Here is a 20,013-nt window from a genome sequence, read left to right as displayed (position 1 = left end):
TTTGTCCCTTGTGTTTTGTGCTAAAAAAATGAGCTAGAGCATAACGCCCTAGCTCGTGTCATCAGTTTTCTATAAGCCAAGTTTTGTTCCTGTAAATGTTTAGATTTACATTCGATAACCATCTGTCTATTGCTTTCGCAATCTCCGGCACGCCTTCAATTCGGCTGCCAGAATGCCCCTACCATATGTTTGGGTTGCTCGTTTGAGGGGTTTACCACGTTCCACTTCGACTGTTTCCAGCCGACATCGTCTCTTTGGCACTTTACAGAAAATCAAGCATAGTAAAAACCTTAGCTCTCATCTCCGCCGTTAGGAGTGACGCTCCTACTCAGGCTTATTTGTTCGCCTGACACAATCACTGCGGGCATCTCAGCACCGCACGAGCCTGGACTTTCCTCACGAAACAGATGCTCAAAGTAACTTTGGGTATCATTTCGCGCAGTCATCCGAAAACTGTTATTTAATTCATCGTTGCTGGCGTTTATTCGCCTTCGTTTGTTAATGCATTTTTTCCAAAAACGGCTTGTTCCAAACGGTTAATCCGTTTAAGCAAGTCAAAGTTGCTAGGGTTACGCATTTCAACTTTTGGCTTAGGAGCGACTTGTGCGCTACTTCTAAACATATTTGGTTCAAATCTTTGCGTATCGTCAAAATTGGCCTTGTTTGGTTTAGAAACTTGCATTTCCAATTCTGCAATTTTTTTCTTCAAAAATTCATTTTCTTCTTGTAACCGCAAGATTTCAGATTGATAAGATTCATAGTCTTGGATGACATCGTCAAGCAATTCATCGACTTGTTCTTTATCAAAACCACGCATTTTGGTGTCAAAATCTGCTTCGTAAATATCTTTTGGGGTTAATTTATAAGTTGGCATTTTTTCCTCTTTTATTCATAATAAAATGTCCACAAACAATCATATCAAATTTTCACCGATTTTTCAAGGTTAATTTAATAAGTGTGAGGTCAAAAAGATAGTTTTTATCGGCACTGCTCCTTTTGAGTTGGAAATCCAAATCAATTAACTCAAGAAGCGCTTCTGAAAAATAGGAAGCTGGAAGTGAACGTACCAGTTGGTTGGCTAGTTTTATCCGATAGGGATTGATCTTTAATTGCTCTGTTTGCTTAGTTTCAGGCCATTTCTTTTGTTGCATTATTTTCGTTTGATAATAAAGACGATAAGAATTTGTCAGAATTGCAGTCAATTTGATGATTTCTTCGCCTTGTAGGGTCAAATCATGAACCAAATTTCTCGCCTCTTCTATTTTACCACGAATTACCAATTCTGTTAACAAAAAAATGTTATCTTGCAGTGACTTTGGCACAACTTTTTCAACATCATCCCGTGTAATCTCACGATCAGGTGCATAAGCTTGCAATAATGCAATGTTTTGCTTGACAATCGCAAATTGTTCATTGGATTTATCCAAAATCAGATTGAGAACAGGCGCCTTCAAAGTAGGATTGTTTTTTAGCAGGTATTGCAAAATCTCGTTCCGTTTAACCTTGCTTGCCTCCAGAAAATCAGCCATTTTTTTGAGCTTTTTGACAATTTTTAAACGACTGTCAAGCTTGCCATGCAAGATCAAAAATAGTTGTGTAAATTCTGCTGGATGATCAATATAGTTTTCAAAACGTTTGATCTGTTTGTCATCAAAGACAGATTTCTTTTCTGTTGTCAGATTGGACAGATTTTCAAAAATAACCAATTTTGAATCTGAGAAGAAAGGCAAAGACTCCAATTCTTCAAGGGCCAAATCCGCATTATTCGCCGTTAAATCAAAATAAGATTGACTCAAGTCCGTTGGGTCATAATGTACGCTTTCCAAGAATTGTGCCTTGATTTCTTGAATAATGGCTTCATCTTCGCCTGAAACGACGACAAATTTCGGAAAACCGTTTGCTTTCATTTGTTCCAGTTGTTCAAATACCGTCATTCAATTTCTCCATCCAGAAACTCGCCATCTTGTGTCACAAGGACTTTACGAGGGGTTGTTCCTTTTGCAGGGCCAACGATACCGGCCGTTTCCAGTTCATTCATCAAATCTGAGGCACGATTGAAACCAACTTTCAATGCGCGTTGGAGCTGGGCTGTTGATGCTTTTTGAGCCGAAATAACCATGGCTTTTGCATCTTCAAATAAAGGATCTCCAGAAGCTTCATTTGAATTTCCAAAGCCTCCTCGGCTATCATCTTCATTGGCTTCGCCTGGATCAAAATTCTCCAAATCATATTGGGCTTCGGATTGATTTTTGATAAAATCAACCACCGCTTCAACATCATCATCACTTAAAAATGAGCCTTGAAGTCGGATGGGATGATTTTCGTCGATTGGTTTGAATAACATATCCCCACGACCAAGCAGTTTTTCAGCACCATTTTGGTCAATGATTGTTCGACTATCTGTCCCTGATGACACTGCAAAAGCCACACGAGAAGGGACATTGGCTTTAATCAAACCAGAAATGACATCGACAGAAGGCCGTTGCGTTGCCAAAATCATATGAATACCAGCGGCACGCGCTTTTTGTCCAAGTCGAATGATTGCATCTTCAACTTCTTTACTGGCTACCATCATTAAGTCTGCAAGTTCGTCAACAATGACAACAATCAAGGGCAATGGAATCATTTTTTGATCAGAGTCTTGATTGAAACGCTCGATTTTTTCATTGTAACCTGAAATGTTACGAACGCCAAAACGGCTGAATAATTCATATCGGTTTTCCATTTCGTCAACCACTTTTTGCAGCGCACGCGCGGCCTTACGTGGATTGGTTACTACTGGAATCAAGAGGTGAGGAATATCGTTGTAAACTGAAAGTTCGACCATTTTTGGATCGACCATCAAGAACTTGACTTGACTTGGTAAAGCCTTCATCAAGATTGAGGTGATAATTCCATTGACGGCAACGGATTTACCTGAACCGGTTGACCCTGCAATCAGTAAATGCGGCATCCGTGTCAAATCAAAGATTTTCATGCCCCCATCAAGTGATTTTCCGAGTGGAATTTCAAGTAATTTTTCGGGATTTGTTTTTGCATTTTCCCACATTTCACGGAAGCCAACAGTTGCAACTTCAGCATTAGGAATTTCGACACCGACCAATGATTTACCAGGAATAGGTGCTTCAATGCGGACGTCTTTTGCTGCTAAGGCAAGTGCCAAATCATCAGCCAAATTGACCACACGAGAGACCTTGACACCAGTTGCAAGTTTGATTTCATATTTTGTTATGGATGGGCCGACAACAGCTGATTCAACCGTAGCAGAAATCCCGAAAGAACTGAACGTTTCTTCCAAAATGTGAATGTTTTTCCGAACATTTTCACGCTCAGCTGACTGGTCTTTGACAGGAATTTCAGCCAATAAATCAATGGTGGGCAGTTGATAATTACCTTCGTAAATCGGTTTCTCAAAATCAATCGCCTCTTCAGAAAAATCATCCGCACCTTCATTTGCAGGCGCTGGATAGGCAGGTTCTGCAATCGAAATCGGAACTTCAGGACGTTCAAAGGCAGGCTCATCAACTGAGGAATAATCCATATTTTCCAGTTGATTTTCGTGGCTTTTATTTGAAGTTTCTTCTTGCTCTGCTGCCAGTTGTGCCATGACTTCCGCATCACGTTTCGCTTTGGCTTTAGCTTCTTTTTTCTCGGCACGTTTGGCACGTGATTGCGCCAACTTTTCGCTCAAATGTTCTTTGACTTTTGGCGCTAAACCTGGAGCTAAAAGGTAGAGGGCAATCAACCATAAGAGCGCTGTGATGAAATAGACCCCAATGACAGAAAAGAGAGATTTTGCGGGGCCGAAAATGGCTGCACCAATCATACCTGCGCCTGCAAAATGCGTTACCTTGCCCAAGGTCAACTGAGACCAGACAAATGAAATGGTGCTACTATTGCCATAAACCTTGTCAAACTGCGCTTGAAAGACCAAAATTAAGTCTAAAAAGATTAAGATAAAAGCGGGAATTAACTTTTTATTTTGCTCCAAAATACTTTTTCTAAAACGAGCTAAAATCATATAAATCAGCCCACTAAGCAAAAGTAAAATAGCTAAAGAACCGACAAATAAACGGGTCAAATTGTAGAGGAACATACCAAAAATACCCAAGCGCGCTAGGGCGAACACAATGATAATAATTCCGATGAAAAAACTAATCATGCGCCGATTTGCCGCACGCATTTGTCTTTCTTTATTGGTTGGTTTTCTTGTTGTTTTTTTCTTTGTCGCCATCTCTTATTTTTCACTCATCCATTTATTATTTTCTTTTACAATTATATCATAAATTGGTACAATAAAATTATGAAAAATATCAATGATTACAAGGCATTAGCCTTCTTCGACCTCGATGGGACTTTGCTCAATAGCAAAAGTCAGCTTGATGATGAGGTCGTCTCTGCACTTCATCAGATTCGAGAAAATGGGGTCTTGCCTTTTATTGCAACTGGTCGTGGAAATTTTGAACTTGATGACATTATGAAAAAAACGGGTATCACAGGTGCGATTTCGATGAATGGTCAATATATTGAACTGGATAACGAAGTCATTTACAAGGAAGCAATCCCAAAAACTGCCATCGAAAAATTGCTAAAAGCCGCGGCACCACATCAAGAAGCCCTTTCTTTCTACAATGGCTCTGGTTATTGGCTCAATCGCCTAACGGAAAATGCCGAAATTGCCTATGCTTATACACACATGCCCATGCCTGCCATCAATCCTGAGGCTTACTTAGTTGACGAAGTCAACATGCTTTTGGTGCTTTCTAGATCACTCGAACAAGTGGATTATTACAAGGCTGAAGTGCCTGAACTCAACTTTTTCATGAATTCACCAAGTTCGATTGACGTCACCAACATCACAACCAACAAAGGAACTGGAATTGAGCAAGTCGTTAAAAGCCTTGGTTTTAAAGGAGAAACCTATGCCTTTGGCGATGGACGAAACGACCTGCATTTACTGGCAGCCGCTGACCATAAAACAGCCATGGGAAATGCCGTTGATGAACTCAAGGAAATTGCTGATTTTGTCTCAACTGCAAACACTGACCACGGAATTGTCAATGCCTTCAAACATTGGGGGATATTATAAAAAGCAGTGCTTTCACTGCTTTTTTATTTCTACTTTAAAATTCGCCCCAGCTGTCATCTTTTTCGTGTTTGCCTGTACTTTTGTCAGCACTGACAGGAACTTCTTTTTCTGTTTTCGGTCTGTCAATCAGCCAATACAGCAATGGATTGAGTAAGAAAATGACCCATGCTTTGCCCCATTGACCTGTCCACATGCCGATGGCAAAAAAGGCAAAGGTCGTTGCAGCACCGACTGGAAAGCGATAAAATTTATTTTTCATGTGAAATGTCCTTTAATTTTTGATTGATTTTTTTACTTTCATGATGATTACTAAGATAAAAATAGACATAAATGGCCAGCCAAATGACAAACCAGTTGAGTGAGAATTGACCTAAACTCGGATGTCCCCATCCATCAGGAATGACTAAAAAACAAGAAGCGGCCAAGGCCCACGAGCCCACCATTTGTATCATGATGCGGAAAAGATAAGGTAATTTTCTTCTGGTATAAACAAACTGAGATAAGACACCTTGCAGGGCGGCTTGAACGATTGCAACAGAATAGAATAAGGGTTCATATGACAAGTAAACCAATAAAGTTATCAGTCCAGCAATCAAAACACCGGCAAATCCTGCTTTCAAATATGCTTTCATTTTTCCATCTCCATTCTCTCATACACATTTTTCAGATAAGCTCGAGAAATCGGAATTTTGAATTTCCCCACTCGCCCAACCATGCCATTGACAAAATCTGCCTCAACCGATGTCAGCTCCTTAAAGTTAATCAGATAAGACCGTGAGACTTGAATAAAATCAGCCCCCAGACTCTCTTTAAGCTTGTAGAGCGGGCTTCTGACTTTGAGACTGTCATCGTTCAGATGTAAATATAAATAATTCCGTTCGGCTTCTACATAGATTAAATCTGACAAAGCAATGACTTTCAAGCCGTCTACCGTTTCCACTTGAATTCGATTGGCCAAAAGTCTTGCGTAACGTTCAAAATCAACTTCATTAGTTGCTGCTATCGTTATCTCAGTTTCTCGCAGTTTTGAGTCGATGTGTTTAAATAATTTCATGCTCGCCCCCTTTGCTGCTTTCATTTTACCACTTTAAGTCCATATGACAAGCGCTTAAGGGACGGATTGGACATATTGAGGGACGAAAAAAAATGAACCTTCACTGGCTCATTTTTTTATTTTGTGTCAGTACTGACAGCCTCTTTTATTTCTTTACGTTTGAAGACATAAGCCAAGATGAAACAAAGCGATACGGGCAAGGTTACGACAAGCCCAGTACCATTTACCATCGAAGCAAAAAGATAAAAAATACCAATCCCTAAATAATAACGCGCCCATTTTGGTTGCTTTTCCATTTTGGCAAAGGCAACCCAATTTAATGCGGTCAAGATGAAGAATAATCCGTAAGCAATGACAAGTGCTGTAATCATCACTTGTGGGCTAACGCCATCTAAACTCAATGTGGTTTGCAACTCTTTTGTTGACGTCAACAGCCATGCAGTGATAATCAAAAATAAACCTAAGAAGGCAACCAAACTAAACAGGATGGCACCGACTAAAGCAGCAATACGTGATTTTTTCATTTCGATATACTCATCTTTCAAAATTCTTTTTTCAGCTTTTACTATTATATCATGAAACAAAAAAAGAACAGTATTAAATCTGTTCTTCATTTTAATTTTTATTTATTAAGCGCTTGTGCTGCTGTAATGATAGCAAGTTTATAAACGTCTTCTTCGTTACAGCCACGAGACAAGTCAGAGATTGGTGCATTCAATCCTTGAAGGATTGGGCCAATGGCTTCGAAATTGCCCAAACGTTGTGCAATCTTGTAGCCAATATTACCAGCTTGAATATCAGGGAAGATAAAGACATTTGCTTGACCAGCTACATCTGAACCTGGAGCTTTTTGAGCGCCAACGCTTGGAACGAATGCTGCGTCAAATTGCAACTCGCCGTCCAATTCGATTTCTGGGTGAGCTTCTTTAGCAATTTTTGTTGCTTCAACAACTTTATCAACATCTTCTGATTTACCAGAGCCTTTTGTTGAAAATGAAAGCATGGCAACTTTAGGCTCAATATCAAACAATTTTGCTGTTTCAGCTGATGCTACGGCAATATCAGCAAGTGTTGCTGCATCTGGTTTGATGTTAATGGCACAGTCACCAAAAACGAAACGTTCGTTGTTACGAACCATGACAAAGACACCTGAAACTGATTTGACACCTGGTTTTGTTTTGATAATTTGGAGGGCTGGACGAACTGTATCAGCAGTTGAGTGAACAGCACCTGAAACCATTCCGTCAGCGATACCAGTGTAAACAAGCATGGTTCCGAAATAGTTAGGGTCGCGCAACATTTTGCGTGCTTGTTCTTCTGTTGCTTTGCCGTTACGACGTTCAACAAATTTAGCAACTAATTCTTCAAAACGATCACAATTATCTGGGTCATTGATTTGGAAACCTTCAACATTAAGTCCACGCGCAGTCAAAGCAGCACGAACTTCAAAAACATTACCAATCAAAATTGGTGAAAGCAAACCTTCTGCATAAAGACGTGCGGCAGCTCCCAAAATACGTGTTTCTGTTCCTTCTGGGAAAACAATTTTAAGGCCTTTTCCGCCAACTTTAGCTTTTAGAGATTCAAACAAGTCCATTTATAAATTCCTTCTTTTCTATTTGTTCATGTTCTCCTTTAGTATATCATATTTTGAAAAAAAAGTAAGCATTGCCATTTCCTAAGCATCAGCTTTTTGAGCAATTTTAAAAATGGAAATAAAGCGTTTCAAAAATGAAAATATAAAATAATTCAGAGAAAGGAAGACGCGGTTGGCTTATTTTATGATAAAATAGTAAGTGAAAATTTTTCTAATACCATTTAACTTCTAAAAAGCATAGAAGTTAAAGTTTGCGTTTCACGCAAACCGCTTCTTGCGCGAGCGCAAGGCAGTATAGCTACGGTTAATCTAATAAAACTCCTTTCAGTATTTTTAAAGATTAACTAGCATAAGCTATGCTTTACAAAGAATCGGAGAACATTTTGAACAAACCTATTATCATTGGTGTTACTGGTGGGTCTGCAAGTGGAAAAACTAGTGTGTCGCACGCTATTTTAGAGAGCTTTACAGACGAAAACATCGGAATGATTGAGCATGACAGTTATTATAAAGATCAATCCAATTTGACTTTTGAAGAACGCACAAAAACAAATTATGATCACCCCTTTGCATTTGATACCGATTTTCTCATTTCGCAACTCAAAGAACTGCGGGAAGGCAACGCGATTGACGTTCCAATTTACGATTATTCAAATCACACCCGCTCAGACAAAACCTACCGTCAAGAACCAGTTGATGTTTTGATTGTCGAAGGCATTTTGGTGCTTGAAGATGAACGCTTACGCGACTTGATGGACATCAAAATTTTCGTGGATACAGATGATGATGTCCGTATTATCCGACGTATCAGACGTGATATTGAAGAACGTGGACGGACACTTGATTCAGTCATCAGCCAATATTTAACTGCCGTAAAACCCATGTATCATCAATTCATCGAACCTACAAAACGTTATGCCGATGTTATTATTCCAGAAGGTGTTTCAAATACGGTTGGGATTGATATTATCACAACCAAGGTAGCAAGTATTTTGCAAGATAACGGCACCATTTAAAATAATAAAAAATAGAACGCTTGTTCTATTTTTTTATTTTAGGAGTTATTATGAAAACGTGTCGAATCTGTATCGACCGTAAAAGTTTCTTTAGCTTTTGGCTAAATTCATTATAAAGCCACAAACTTAAAAAAAACTAAATTGATTTTTTTATTATTTACTCATAAATTTATCAGCATTTACTACAAAACGTGAATGAAGTCCCTTGCCAAGAAGCTGCTCGCCCTGTCTTGCCTCGATTTCAAAGTCCACTCGTCGTCTGTCAGTACTGACAACACGCGCGAATGCCTCTACTTCTGCCCCGATGTGACTTGCCAGCTCATGACTGGTTGAGATTTGCGTTCCTACACTGGTTTCGCCTTCCTCCAAAAATTCTTGGATGGCAAGTGAAGCTGCTTTTTCCATTAGCGCAATCATAATTGGCGTTGCCAAAACATCCAAATCGCCGCTGCCAACGCTTTTAGCAGTTTGACTTTGAGAAACGACAAGACTGGCACGACCTGTGGCACCTATTTTTACCTGACGCATTTTTATACCTTCTTTTGATATGATAGCTTTATCATATTCTTTTTTGTCCTGAAGGTCAACAATAAAAAAGCCCTCTTATAGCAGGGCTTTTAGTCTATTTTATGTCCCCTCCCAGATTCGAACTGGGGACAAGAACTTAGGAGGTTCTCGTTATATCCGACTTAACTAAGGGAACAAAATCAGCACTGTCAGTGCTGACAAATCATATTTTCAAAAGTCATTAGGCTTTATCTGCAGCGAAAACAATTCCTGCATCTTGACGCATCAAATAACTGGTTTGAGCAACTTCTTTTGCGGTCTCAAGGAGGTCTTCGTAAAGATATTTTGATGACTGAGTCTCGCGTGTCTCAAAGATTTCTGCAAAATGCACTGCTTCATCGTATAAACTATGTTTAGCTGCAGAAATTTTGATGTTTTCTGTCCCGCCGTCATTTTTGACAAACTTAGCAGATTTGATTGCATTAACGCTGTCCAAAATCAAAGTGCCCTCAGTCGTATAAATTTCGCAAGGCAAGTAGCTGTTAAGATTTCCTGCACACTTGAGCGCCACTTTATAGTCACCATAATCAAGACTTCCAACACCTGACAAGTCAACGCCACTTGGCAAAACGACCGCGTCATATTTGGCAGATTTAGGTGCTCCAAACCAATAAATAGCTGCATACAACAAATAAACACCCAAGTCAGCCAAGAGACCGCCTGAAAATTTTGCATTAAATTTATTTGGCAATTCGCCTCTTAAAAGTGCTGGCATTTTTGATGAATATTTTGAATAAGTAAAATCTGCACCAACAACGGTTTTATCTGATAAGAAATTGTGGATAACTTCAAATGCTTTTTCGTGAATATTACGTGCTGCCTCAAAGAATAAGACATTCTTTTCTTGCGCAAGCGCGATGATTTCAGCCAGTTGCATTGGATTTGAGAAAGCAGGTTTCTCAACAATGATGTTTTTTCCTGCTAAAATCGCAGCCTTAGCTTGTTCAAAATGGACAGCATTAGGACTGGCAATATAGATAATATCGAGTTCATGTTCAAAAAACTCGTCCAATTCATCATATAGACTCACATGAGAAAAATCTTCAGAAAAAGAGAGTGCACTTTCCAAACGTCGTGAATAAACTGCCTCCAACTTATAACGTTTGGTCATCTGGGCCGCTTCAACAAAAGATGAACTAATCCACCCTGTCCCAATGATTCCTAATTTCAACATTTCTGCTTCCTCTTTCTTATGTTCATTTGATAACTGACTCTAGTATATCAAAAAATATTTTAAAAAGCTTATTGATTGCGTTTCCATCATTTTATTCTTCTGTCAGCTCTTTTTCGCTGAACAAACTCTGGACTTGTCGTCTCGTCTCACCTTCGTTATTTTGGCCAATCATCAGCGTCAAATAATCGCCCGCCAATAGCTCCGTTTGACCATTTGGAATGATGTCTTTTCCCACACGATGAATGGCAACAATCAGACAATCATGCGGCATAACCAATTGTGCAATCCGTTTATTTCCTGCTTTCGAATCAAATTGAACAATGGTTTCAATGACCAACTGTCCCTCTAGCGTTTCTTCAGTATGATTGGACTTATCAGCCAACATATTGGCCAAAAGAGAGTCATAAATCGGTTCTGAATTGAACAAATCTGCCACAACGTATGCCACCAAAGAAACCAAAGCCAAAGGCAACAAGTATGAGAAGGATCCCGTCATCTCAACCAAAAGCAAAATTCCTGTCATTGGTGCGCGAACAATAGCCGTAAATGTTCCTGCCATAGCTAAGATAACAAAATTTGCATACCAACTTTCTGGTAAATTCAAGCCGTTAATCGCAAGTGTGGCAAAGATTGCCCCGATGACCGCTCCTAAAACAAGCAGGGGAAAGAAAATCCCACCTGGAATGCCTGAAACATAGGAAATCATCGAAATAAAGAATTTCCCTAAAAGAACCAGAAGTAAAAAGCCCAGTCCCCAACCAAAAGTTAATTGATTGATTAGGCTATGTCCAGATCCGATGACCAAAGGGAAAACCATAGCCATGATTGCCGTTGCAGCAAATGACAAAACCACACGCCAATAGACATTTGAGATTTTATTCATCCATTTTTGACCAGCCAGCAGAGTCGTATTGTAGAGAGCACCAAACGCTCCTAAAATAAGACCTAAAATAATTAAAAGCCAGTAATCCTGGAGGGCAATTTCGCCTTTGACGACAAAGTGAAAGACGGAGCCTCTTCCGAAAAACAACTGAGACACGGCATCTGATACAATGGCCGACGTCATACAGGTCAATAAAAGCAAGGGTGAAAAGTATTTGAAAACTTCTTCTAAAGTAAACATAACACCCGATAAAGGGGCATTGAATGCTGCTGAAAGCCCTGCTGATGCACCTGATGCCATCAAAATCCGCCGATGACGTTCCGTTTGGGCTAATTTCCCACCTACCATTTGTCCCATTGAAGCGCCAAGTTGGACAGAAGGGCCTTCTCGCCCGAGTGAAAGTCCGCCAAGCATGGCTAATGAACCTGCGACAAATTTTGCAAAGGCAGTCGTGAACCAATTTGCCTTGAATGTGCCTTGGAGTTGGCCTTTAACTTGCGGAATTCCTGAGCCACTTGACATGGGGTATTTTTTCATCATGAAAGTAATGACTCCCGCAATCAAGAGGAGACTCGGAATGAGAATGAGTGCAAGCATTGGCGCATGAAGCACTTGAGCATAAGCAAAACGGCCAAAGGCCTCAGCTTTCTCCAAAACCAGTCGATAAAGACTGGCTAAAAGTCCTGCTGTCAAACCAACTAGCACACTTAAACCAATCAGATACAAATTTTTTTTGGGAGATGTCTCAAGGTCCTTTAGTTTCATTTTTTTCCTATCCGAATGTTTGATGTTGCCTTCGCTTTTTGAGCAAAGTGAGTCGCGACAGCACCACCACCATGCAATTTATATTCTACGCTGGTAAAACCAGCTTCTTCAAACAATTTTTTTAATTTTTTAGCATCTGGAAAATCCTTTGCGGATTGTTGTAACCATTGATATTCTTCAAAAGACTTGGCAAAAACTTTACCAAATAAGGGCATCATTTTTTCAAAATAAAACTCAAATGCCTGTTTATAGACTGGAAATGTCGGGTGCGACGTGTCAATACAGACCGCTTTTCCACCTTTTTTCAGTACCCTTTGCATTTCTTTGAGTACCGTCAAATAATCTGGCGTGTTCCGCAGACCATAGCCAATCGTTACCACATCAAAGCTTTCGTCAGCAAAAGGCAAGCTCATGGCATTTCCTTGAATGAGCGTAATGTTTTTGTCAGCTCTGAGCGTAATGTTTTTGTCAGCTCTGAGCGCAACTTTTTCTCTGGCAATTTCTAGCATATTTTCAGAAAAATCAAGACCTGTTACATCCCCATTTTTACCGACTGCATTTGCACTATCAAGTGTCCAATCGCCTGTTCCACAGCACAAATCAAGAACTTTTTGTCCAGGCTTAAGTGCCATTTTTTTCATGGTTTGTGCTCGCCATAAATCATGTTGTTTAAAACTGATGATGGCATTCATGCGGTCATAGTCTTTTGAGATGTGATTAAATATTTCTTGTACTTTTTCTTCTTTTACTTCTACCATAAGTTTTATTATATCAAAAAATAAGGCCAAGAATGACTTTAACTTAACAAAAAATGCCCACAAATAAAATCCACCAACTACTTTCAAATAAAACCTCATCAACAGTACAAAAAAACTGGGTTTCCCCAGAATTTTTTACTCATTTGATAAGTCTTCGCCGTTTGTTTCAATCACTTGTTTGTACCAAGCAAATGATTTTTTCGGTCTTCTTTCTAAAGTTCCGTTGCCTTCATCATCTCGGTCAACATAGATAAATCCGTAACGTTTGGACATCTCGCCTGTACTTGCTGACACAAGGTCAATACAGCCCCATGAGGTATAGCCCAATAGTTCAACGCCGTCAATTTCGACTGCTGCTTTCATGGCTTCAATGTGCGCAGCCATATAAGCAATGCGGTAATCATCAGCCACAAAGCCATCCGCATCAGGTTTATCGACTGCACCCAAGCCATTTTCAACAACAAAAAGTGGTTTTTGATAGCGGTCATAAGCCGTATTCATAGTAATTCGAAGGCCTTCTGGATCGATTTGCCAGCCCCATTCGCTTGATTTGAGGTAAGGATTTTTAGCAGATTCAAAGATGTTTCCGCCTGCTTGCTCCGCTCCTTCTTGCACACGCGCCACTCGGCTCGAATAGTAACTGAAGGAAATGAAATCGACCGTATGTTGACGTAAAAGTTCCAAGTCGCCCTCTAAAATTGGTAATTTAATGCCTTTACGTTCCAATTCTTTAAGCTTGTAAGCTGGGTAGTAGCCTCTAGATTGTACATCAATGAAAAAGAGATTTTCACGATTCAACCGTTGCGCTTCAAGCACATTTTCAGGATTACAGTCGTAAGGATAATAATCGCCAGCCGCAAGCATACAACCAATTTGATTATCTGGGTCAATTTCATGAGCAATCTTCGTTGCAAGTGCCGAAGCTAACAACTCATGGTGAGCCGCCTGATAGAGCACTTCTTCTTGGTTTTCACCTTCTTCAAAGACAATACCAGCTCCCATAAATGGTGCATGCAGCAGCATGTTGATTTCATTGAAAGTCAACCAATATTTGACCAGACCTTTGTAGCGTGTAAAAATCGTACGTGCCAACCGCTCATAAAAATCAATCATTTTTCGGTTACGCCAGCCACCGTAGTCTTTAATCAAATGAATAGGACAATCAAAATGCGTGATGGTCACTAAAGGTTCAATTCCCAAACGTTTGCATTCTTTGAAGATGTCTTCGTAAAAGGCAAGGCCCTCTTCATTTGGCACAGCATCATCGCCATTCGGGAAAATACGTGTCCAAGCAAGTGACATGCGGTAAGTTTTAAAGCCCATTTCAGCGAATAAGGCCAAATCTTCTTTCCAGTGATGATACATGTCAATCGCTTCTTTAGCAGGATAAAAATGGTGGTCATCAAAGTCTAAATGTTTCATTTGTCCCGTAATAATCGGGAAACGGTCTTTTCCATGTGGCACCAAGTCAACGTTAGCAAGGCCACGTCCACCCAAGTTGTATCCACCTTCGCATTGGTTAGCAGCGGTTGCTCCGCCCCAAAGAAAATCTTTTTTAAATGGCATAGAATCCTCCAATTTTTTTATTCTATTCTCATTCTAACATTTTTTTGTGAAAAATAAAACGTTTTCATTTAATGAGAAAAAAATAAGAAAAACCAACTCAATGATGATGCTGTGAGTTGATTTCATTTTTTAATGCTTTGGTTGGTTCTTCCCAATTACGTTTAATGGTAAAATGATCTGGCACTAAGTCATAGCCTGGTTGGCAGAAGGGATGACAGCGTAAAATCCGAAAAGTCCCCATGATTACTCCTTTTCCTGCCCCATGTTTTTGAACAGCTTGAAGCATATAGTTGGAACACGTCGGATAATAACGGCAAGCGGGTGGTGTGAGTGGTGAAATAAAGCGTTGATAAAATCGCACAAGGGCGATAAATATTTTTTTCATGCTTATATTTTACCCTATTTCTGAAAGATTATCCTGCTCAAGCGCTTCTAAAATATCAGCAACTGCCAAATCAACGGTCAAATGATAACGATCATAAAGTTCAGAAACAGGCACTTCGTCATTGAATTCTTTTTCAGCCCCGAAATTCAAGACTTTGACTGGACATCTTCCAAGAAAACCAGCGATTTTTTGACCAAATCCACCGTCAAGAACACCGTCTTCAAAACTGACAATCAGCTCATGATTTTCTGTCAGTGCTGACAAAAATGAAGTATCCAGTTGACTGACAAAAAGCGGATTGACCAAAGTTGCATCAATGCCTTTTGTTGCAAGGGCTGCGACCACCTTTTCAGCATGACGATACATGCCACCAAGACCTAGAACGGCGACGCGCTCGCCTGCTTTCATCAGTTGATAGGCCGGCTGACTAAAGTCTGTCAGTACTGACGGACGGCTTTCAACGCCATGTTCAGGAAGATTAATAACCACTGGATGTTCGTGTTGGCTGATTGCCCAATCGAGAATGCTGAGGAGTTCCTCTTTGCTGGTTGGCGCAAGATAAATCAGATTTGGAATATTCGAGAGCCAGCCTCGTGCGAAACCGCCCTGATGCGTTTTGTCGCTGCCATTAATGACATCGCCTTTGATAAAGACAATGGCTGGTTCTTCATTGATGGCAAGGTCATGAATAAATTGATCCAGCGCCCGTTGTGCAAATGTCGAATTATGGAAAATGAAACTTCTTGCACCGTAAAGCGCGGCAGCTCCGCCAAATGTGATTGTAAACTGTTCTGCAATACCTGCGTCCCAATAATTTTCAGGATAGCGATCCGCAAACTTTTTGAGATTGTAAGCCATTGGAATCCCTGCATTGATGGCCAAAATTGGTTGCCCTTCTTGCATTTTCTGATCCATGTAGTCCATCAAAAGATCAACATAAGTTTCAGAAGACGGCCTTGACAAACTCATCCCAGTTTCCAAATCAAATGGAACATGCCAGTGCCAATGTTCTTTGTCATTCTCAGCAGGTGCATAACCTAACCCTTTAATCGTATGAATATGCAACAAAATTGGATGATCAATGTCTTTGACTTCTTCAAACAAACGTATCAATTCATTGATGTCATTTCCTTTTTCCAGATAACGATAATCCAGTCCAAAAGCTTTGAAGACGTTGTTTTCAAGTTGCCCTTGACTTTCTCTTAACTGTTCCAAATGCGTGTAAAGTCCACCATGATTTTCAGCAATCGACATTTGATTATCATTTAAAATGATGATCAGATTGCCGTCAAATTGTCCTGCATTGTTTAGGGCTTCCAATGCTAAACCGCCTGAAAATGAACCATCGCCGAGAATAGCAATGATATTTTCACTGCCCCCAGTCAAATCACGCGCTTTGGCAAAGCCTAGAGCGTTAGCTACTGAGGTTGACGTGTGTCCAACCGTGAAAAAGTCGTGTTCACTTTCCTCTTGACTCGAATAAGGCGTGATGTCATGGAAATGTCCTTCTGTAAAGCCGATTTTACGCCCAGTCAACAGCTTATGAGGATAGGTTTGGTGACTCACGTCCCAAATCAATTTATCAACGGGTGAATTAAAAACCTTATGCAAAGCAATAGTCATTTCGGTAACGCCAAGATTTGGGCCAACGTGTCCCCCTACTTGACTGACTTTATTGAGCAAAGCCTCGCGAATTTCTTTCGCAAGCATTTGAAGTTCTTCTGCTGTGCACGCTTTGACATCTGCTGGTGAATTAACATGATCTAATATTGACATTTTCTCTCCTTTGGCCTCCGCAAACCCTCAAGGCAAAACGTTTTATAAGAGCGATTTTACCACTTTTTTCTTAAAAATAAAATAAAAATATCAAAAAAGATGAGGGCTTTAAGCACTCATCTTACAACTTATAATTTTTGAAAAATACGTGCTTGAATTGCACCAGCGTTTTCCAATTTTAACTTGATGATAAATTTGGTTCCTTTCGGCTGATTGTCCTCAACCGTAATTTTACCGTTATAAGCATCTACAATTTGTTTGGCAAGCGACAGGCCTAAGCCGAGTCCACCTTTTTGGCGTGTTCTCGCTTTATCAACCCGATAAAAACGATCAAAAATGCGTTTCTTGTCTTCATCAGAAATGCCTTCGCCATTGTCCGCAACAGTAATGTTCAAAAAGCCCCCAACCTTCGCCACGTCAATGGTAAGTGCACCATCGTCATTAGTGTATTTCATTGCATTATCAAATATAATCGTCATCAGTTGTTTGACCAAAGACTGATCCAAATTGACTTTTCCGTCAACTTTGACAGTCCCTACAAACTCTTTTTCCGCATCTTCAGCCAGCATGCCATAATTTGAAAAGATACTTTCAAAAAATTCGGCTGATGTCTCTTGTGGCTCAATTTTGATGCTTGAATCTCTTCTTGCCAAATTGAGCAAGTTAGTCGTCAAAAGACGCATATTCCGCACTTCTGACAGACTTTCGGAGATGTTTTCTGATTCATCAATGATGGTAGCCGTTGGATTTTGGAAAAGCAATTCCAAACGATTTTGTAAAATGGCAAGTGGCGTTCTCAATTCATGCGATGCATTTTCGACAAATTCTTTTTGCTTTTCGTATGCCAACATGATTGGTTGCAAGGTCCAGTTTGCCAGATACAGACTGATCAAGATTGAAATGAGCCAGAAAATCGTCATGGTTGTGATGACAATCAAGGTGTTCCGTTGCAAAGACTCACGTAGCTGATCCACATTGGTAAAAATTTGAATGTAGCCTGTCAGCCCTGACTGCGTGACCCATTCTTGTGTCAGATAACGATAGTTCAAATTAGCGCCATATGGGTTATGAACAGAAACTGAACGAATGGTCCCCACGTATTTTTTATTAAAAGTCGCTGCTTTTTCCAAATTATATGTGGTCGATTGTTCATCAGAACTTGTTGATGACGTGCCATTTACAGCAGTGCTTGAGCCCAAAGTCATGAGCTTGCCATTGGCATCATAAAATAAAACACTGTTGGTTGGCCCATAGTCGCCACCGACCGGACTATTTGTCCCATCTGAATTTTTCTGATGGATGACAAGGCTAGACAAAAAATCAGGATTTTGTGATAAATCTTGTAAGTTTTGGTCTGTTCCTTTATACAAGCCACTTCGCATGACTTGAATGATAATCAAAGTCAACGCCACAAAAATCACTGTAAAAGCTAGAAAAAAATGAAGGAAATTTTTCCCATCATTTTTAACAATTGCAGAAGACTTTATTTTGTTAACAATTTTATTCATCTGCTTTCCTCAATTCTTCTGTCAGTGCTGACAGCTTTTGTTTTTAACGTAAAATATAACCAACATTTCTCAAAGTTGACAGATTTTCAGTAAATTCGGTGTCTTTCAATTTCTTACGAATCTTACTCATATAGACTTCGACAACCGTAACTGTCGTATCGCTGTCATATCCCCAAATCCGGTCAAAAATTTGTTCCTTTGGCAAAATCACATTGCGATTTTGCATCAGATAAACAACCAAATCGAATTCTTTACCAATCAATTCAACCGGTGTTTCACCAACAAAGGCTGATTTGTTTGATAAAACCAAACGAACGCCACCATAAGAAAGTCCAGCAGAATCTTCAAGTTTTCCGCTCCGTTTGAGGAGGGCTTGAATACGTGCTTTCAATTCGTCAAGATAAAATGGTTTCGTCAAATAATCATCGGCTCCAATATCAAAACCGTGCATTTTATCATCGATTGATTCTTTAGCAGTCATAATCAAAACAGGCGTATCAATGTTTTGCTCACGCAATTCTTTCAATACTTCAAATCCATTTTTTTCTGGCAACATCAAATCAAGCAAAATTAAGTCATAAATCCCCAATTCAGCCTCGTACAGTCCTTCTTCACCGTCGAAACATTGCTTAACTTCAGCAAATGATTTCAAAAAATCATAAACGGATTTTGACAGAGAAAGGTCATCTTCCACCAATAAAATTTTAATCATTGTTTCCATCCTTCTTCACTTTGCAGAATTTCATGATGCCACTTGAAACTCTGTTCCTTCCCTTTTATTTTACACTATTATCTCGCTTTTTTCTTGTTCAAGCCTTAACTTTCCCTAAAATAAAACTGAAATTTTAAATTTGTTTCATTTTTAAGCTCCATCCAAAGAAAAAAGCCAGATTTATCTGGCTTTTGTTGATTCTCGTAAAATTAATTCAAATGGAATGACTGTTTTTTCATGATAGACCGTTTCGCTGTTCATCATGTCCATGAATTTTTCGACTGAAGCTTCCCCAAGTCGGCCAACGTTGATGTCAAATGTGGTTAAGAAAGGGTGCGTCACCGTACTAAAAATCGAATTATTAAAGGTAATCAAAGAAATATCATCTGGAACATTATAGCCAAGGCCATTCAACCGCTCCAAAACTTTGAGCGACAAAACATCATCCATGACCACAAGTGCCGTTTCTTTGGCAATTGAAAAACTACGATCAAACTTAATCAAACTTTTAGTTAGTCCGACTTGATTCATCCCCTCACAAAACCCTTGATAACGTTCTGTAAAGACTTCTCCTGCCGTTGTATCTGTCACAAAACCGATGTTGCGATGTCCCAAATTGATCAGGTGGCGAACGGCTTCAAGTCCTAGCAATTTATTGTCGTTGTCCACATGCGTGATTTGATTTTGCAACTCAGAAGGCGTGCCCACCAAAACAAAAGGAATGCTATTTCCAAGTAAATACTCACGGACACTGTCCGTTTGTCCCGCATATAAGACGATAAAACCATCCACGCGCCGCTCAGAATATAAGAGGCGAACCTGCTTTTTCAAATCAACCTGCGTGTGTCCAGTCGCAATAGCGATTGAAACATTGGATTTTCGGGCAGCTTCATTGATTGAGGTCAATATTTTCATGTAAAAGGGTTGACTTGATTTATCATCAACAGGCGGAAAAACAACCCCAATCGTATTGGTCTTTCCAGATGCAAGGATTTGTGCTGCGGCATTTCTAGTATAACCGAGATCTGCCATTGCTTTACGCACTTTCGTTTTCGTTTTATCACTGATTTCATTGCTATCACGAATAACGCGACTAACAGTCGATGCGTTAACTCCAGCTTTTTTTGCTACATCTTTAATTGTTACTGCCATTTTTATACCTG

Annotated in this window: 20 protein-coding genes and 1 other RNA gene; 2 read left to right on the top strand and 19 right to left on the bottom strand. The window is 39.8% G+C overall.

Going from position 1 to position 20,013, the window contains the following annotated elements; genetic code table 11:
- Positions 1-67: 67 nt before the first annotated feature.
- The 4 genes from rnpB to GHI45_RS02850 all read right to left on the bottom strand — a co-directional run bounded on the left by rnpB (position 68) and on the right by GHI45_RS02850 (position 4,234).
- Positions 68-454, bottom strand: an RNA gene (gene rnpB / locus GHI45_RS02865) — RNase P RNA component class B.
- A gap of 27 nt (positions 455-481) precedes the next feature.
- Positions 482-874 carry a DivIVA domain-containing protein gene (locus tag GHI45_RS02860; protein ID WP_147778986.1) on the bottom strand — a complete coding sequence of 131 codons (393 nt, stop codon included), beginning with the start codon at positions 872-874 and terminating at the stop codon, positions 482-484.
- Between the two features lie 52 nt (positions 875-926).
- The gene (gene holA / locus GHI45_RS02855) at positions 927-1,934 is read right to left on the bottom strand and encodes a DNA polymerase III subunit delta (protein WP_147778985.1); all 1,008 of its coding nucleotides are present in this window, start codon (positions 1,932-1,934) and stop codon (positions 927-929) included.
- Complete coding sequence (locus GHI45_RS02850; RefSeq protein ID WP_147778984.1) at positions 1,931-4,234, bottom strand: DNA translocase FtsK; 2,304 nt, start codon at positions 4,232-4,234, stop codon at positions 1,931-1,933. Before GHI45_RS02850 ends, holA begins: the two co-directional genes overlap by 4 nt.
- 69 nt (positions 4,235-4,303) lie before the next feature.
- On the opposite strand from GHI45_RS02850, the gene GHI45_RS02845 reads away from it, so the two are divergent.
- Entirely contained in the window at positions 4,304-5,089 is a 786-nt protein-coding gene (locus GHI45_RS02845) for a Cof-type HAD-IIB family hydrolase (RefSeq protein ID WP_147778983.1), read from the top strand.
- Positions 5,090-5,123: 34 nt separating this feature from the next.
- Here the strand turns inward: GHI45_RS02845 and GHI45_RS02840 are convergent, their stop codons facing one another.
- From GHI45_RS02840 to pta, 5 genes are all read right to left on the bottom strand, one after another.
- Complete coding sequence (locus GHI45_RS02840; RefSeq protein WP_147778982.1) at positions 5,124-5,348, bottom strand: hypothetical protein; 225 nt, start codon at positions 5,346-5,348, stop codon at positions 5,124-5,126.
- Positions 5,338-5,721, bottom strand: a complete 384-nt coding sequence (locus GHI45_RS02835) for a DUF3021 family protein (RefSeq protein WP_147778981.1) — start codon at positions 5,719-5,721, stop codon at positions 5,338-5,340. The genes GHI45_RS02840 and GHI45_RS02835 overlap by 11 nt, the downstream gene beginning before the upstream one ends.
- Positions 5,718-6,143 carry a LytTR family DNA-binding domain-containing protein gene (locus GHI45_RS02830; RefSeq protein ID WP_187230044.1) on the bottom strand — a complete coding sequence of 142 codons (426 nt, stop codon included), beginning with the start codon at positions 6,141-6,143 and terminating at the stop codon, positions 5,718-5,720. Before GHI45_RS02830 ends, GHI45_RS02835 begins: the two co-directional genes overlap by 4 nt.
- Positions 6,144-6,259: 116 nt before the next feature.
- Complete coding sequence (locus GHI45_RS02825) at positions 6,260-6,667, bottom strand: hypothetical protein (RefSeq protein WP_147778979.1); 408 nt, start codon at positions 6,665-6,667, stop codon at positions 6,260-6,262.
- A 98-nt stretch (positions 6,668-6,765) separates the two neighbouring features.
- Positions 6,766-7,740 carry a phosphate acetyltransferase gene (gene pta, locus GHI45_RS02820; RefSeq protein WP_147778978.1) on the bottom strand — a complete coding sequence of 325 codons (975 nt, stop codon included), beginning with the start codon at positions 7,738-7,740 and terminating at the stop codon, positions 6,766-6,768.
- Between the two features lie 380 nt (positions 7,741-8,120).
- On the opposite strand from pta, the gene udk reads away from it, so the two are divergent.
- Entirely contained in the window at positions 8,121-8,756 is a 636-nt protein-coding gene (udk, locus tag GHI45_RS02815; protein WP_187230047.1) for a uridine kinase, read from the top strand.
- Positions 8,757-8,909: 153 nt separating this feature from the next.
- Here the strand turns inward: udk and GHI45_RS02810 are convergent, their stop codons facing one another.
- From GHI45_RS02810 to GHI45_RS02765, 10 genes are all read right to left on the bottom strand, one after another.
- Positions 8,910-9,284, bottom strand: coding sequence for a thioesterase family protein (locus GHI45_RS02810; RefSeq protein ID WP_147778976.1), 375 nt, complete (start codon positions 9,282-9,284; stop codon positions 8,910-8,912).
- A gap of 220 nt (positions 9,285-9,504) precedes the next feature.
- The gene (locus GHI45_RS02805) at positions 9,505-10,497 is read right to left on the bottom strand and encodes a Gfo/Idh/MocA family protein (protein ID WP_147778975.1); all 993 of its coding nucleotides are present in this window, start codon (positions 10,495-10,497) and stop codon (positions 9,505-9,507) included.
- 91 nt (positions 10,498-10,588) lie between these two features.
- Entirely contained in the window at positions 10,589-12,145 is a 1,557-nt protein-coding gene (locus tag GHI45_RS02800) for a ClC family H(+)/Cl(-) exchange transporter (protein ID WP_147778974.1), read from the bottom strand.
- Entirely contained in the window at positions 12,142-12,903 is a 762-nt protein-coding gene (locus GHI45_RS02795; protein WP_147778973.1) for a demethylmenaquinone methyltransferase, read from the bottom strand. Before GHI45_RS02795 ends, GHI45_RS02800 begins: the two co-directional genes overlap by 4 nt.
- Positions 12,904-13,038: 135 nt before the next feature.
- Positions 13,039-14,469 (bottom strand): 6-phospho-beta-glucosidase, encoded by a 1,431-nt coding sequence (locus GHI45_RS02790; RefSeq protein ID WP_147778972.1) that lies wholly within the window; start codon positions 14,467-14,469, stop codon positions 13,039-13,041.
- Positions 14,470-14,566: 97 nt separating this feature from the next.
- The gene (yidD, locus tag GHI45_RS02785; RefSeq protein WP_147778971.1) at positions 14,567-14,854 is read right to left on the bottom strand and encodes a membrane protein insertion efficiency factor YidD; all 288 of its coding nucleotides are present in this window, start codon (positions 14,852-14,854) and stop codon (positions 14,567-14,569) included.
- Positions 14,855-14,863: 9 nt separating this feature from the next.
- Positions 14,864-16,630, bottom strand: a complete 1,767-nt coding sequence (locus GHI45_RS02780) for a 1-deoxy-D-xylulose-5-phosphate synthase (RefSeq protein WP_147778970.1) — start codon at positions 16,628-16,630, stop codon at positions 14,864-14,866.
- Between the two features lie 128 nt (positions 16,631-16,758).
- Positions 16,759-18,138, bottom strand: coding sequence for a cell wall metabolism sensor histidine kinase WalK (locus GHI45_RS02775; RefSeq protein WP_147778969.1), 1,380 nt, complete (start codon positions 18,136-18,138; stop codon positions 16,759-16,761).
- Between the two features lie 43 nt (positions 18,139-18,181).
- Positions 18,182-18,850, bottom strand: a complete 669-nt coding sequence (locus GHI45_RS02770; protein WP_187230043.1) for a response regulator transcription factor — start codon at positions 18,848-18,850, stop codon at positions 18,182-18,184.
- A 180-nt stretch (positions 18,851-19,030) separates the two neighbouring features.
- The gene (locus GHI45_RS02765) at positions 19,031-20,002 is read right to left on the bottom strand and encodes a LacI family DNA-binding transcriptional regulator (protein ID WP_147778967.1); all 972 of its coding nucleotides are present in this window, start codon (positions 20,000-20,002) and stop codon (positions 19,031-19,033) included.
- Positions 20,003-20,013: the final 11 nt, after the last annotated feature.

The sequence above is a fragment of the Lactococcus sp. dk101 genome, from assembly GCF_009601055.1.
In the GTDB taxonomy this organism is placed as follows: Bacteria; Bacillota; Bacilli; order Lactobacillales; family Streptococcaceae; genus Lactococcus.
The sequence above is the reverse complement of the archived record's forward strand: the minus strand, read 5'-3'. Positions and strand labels throughout refer to the sequence as shown.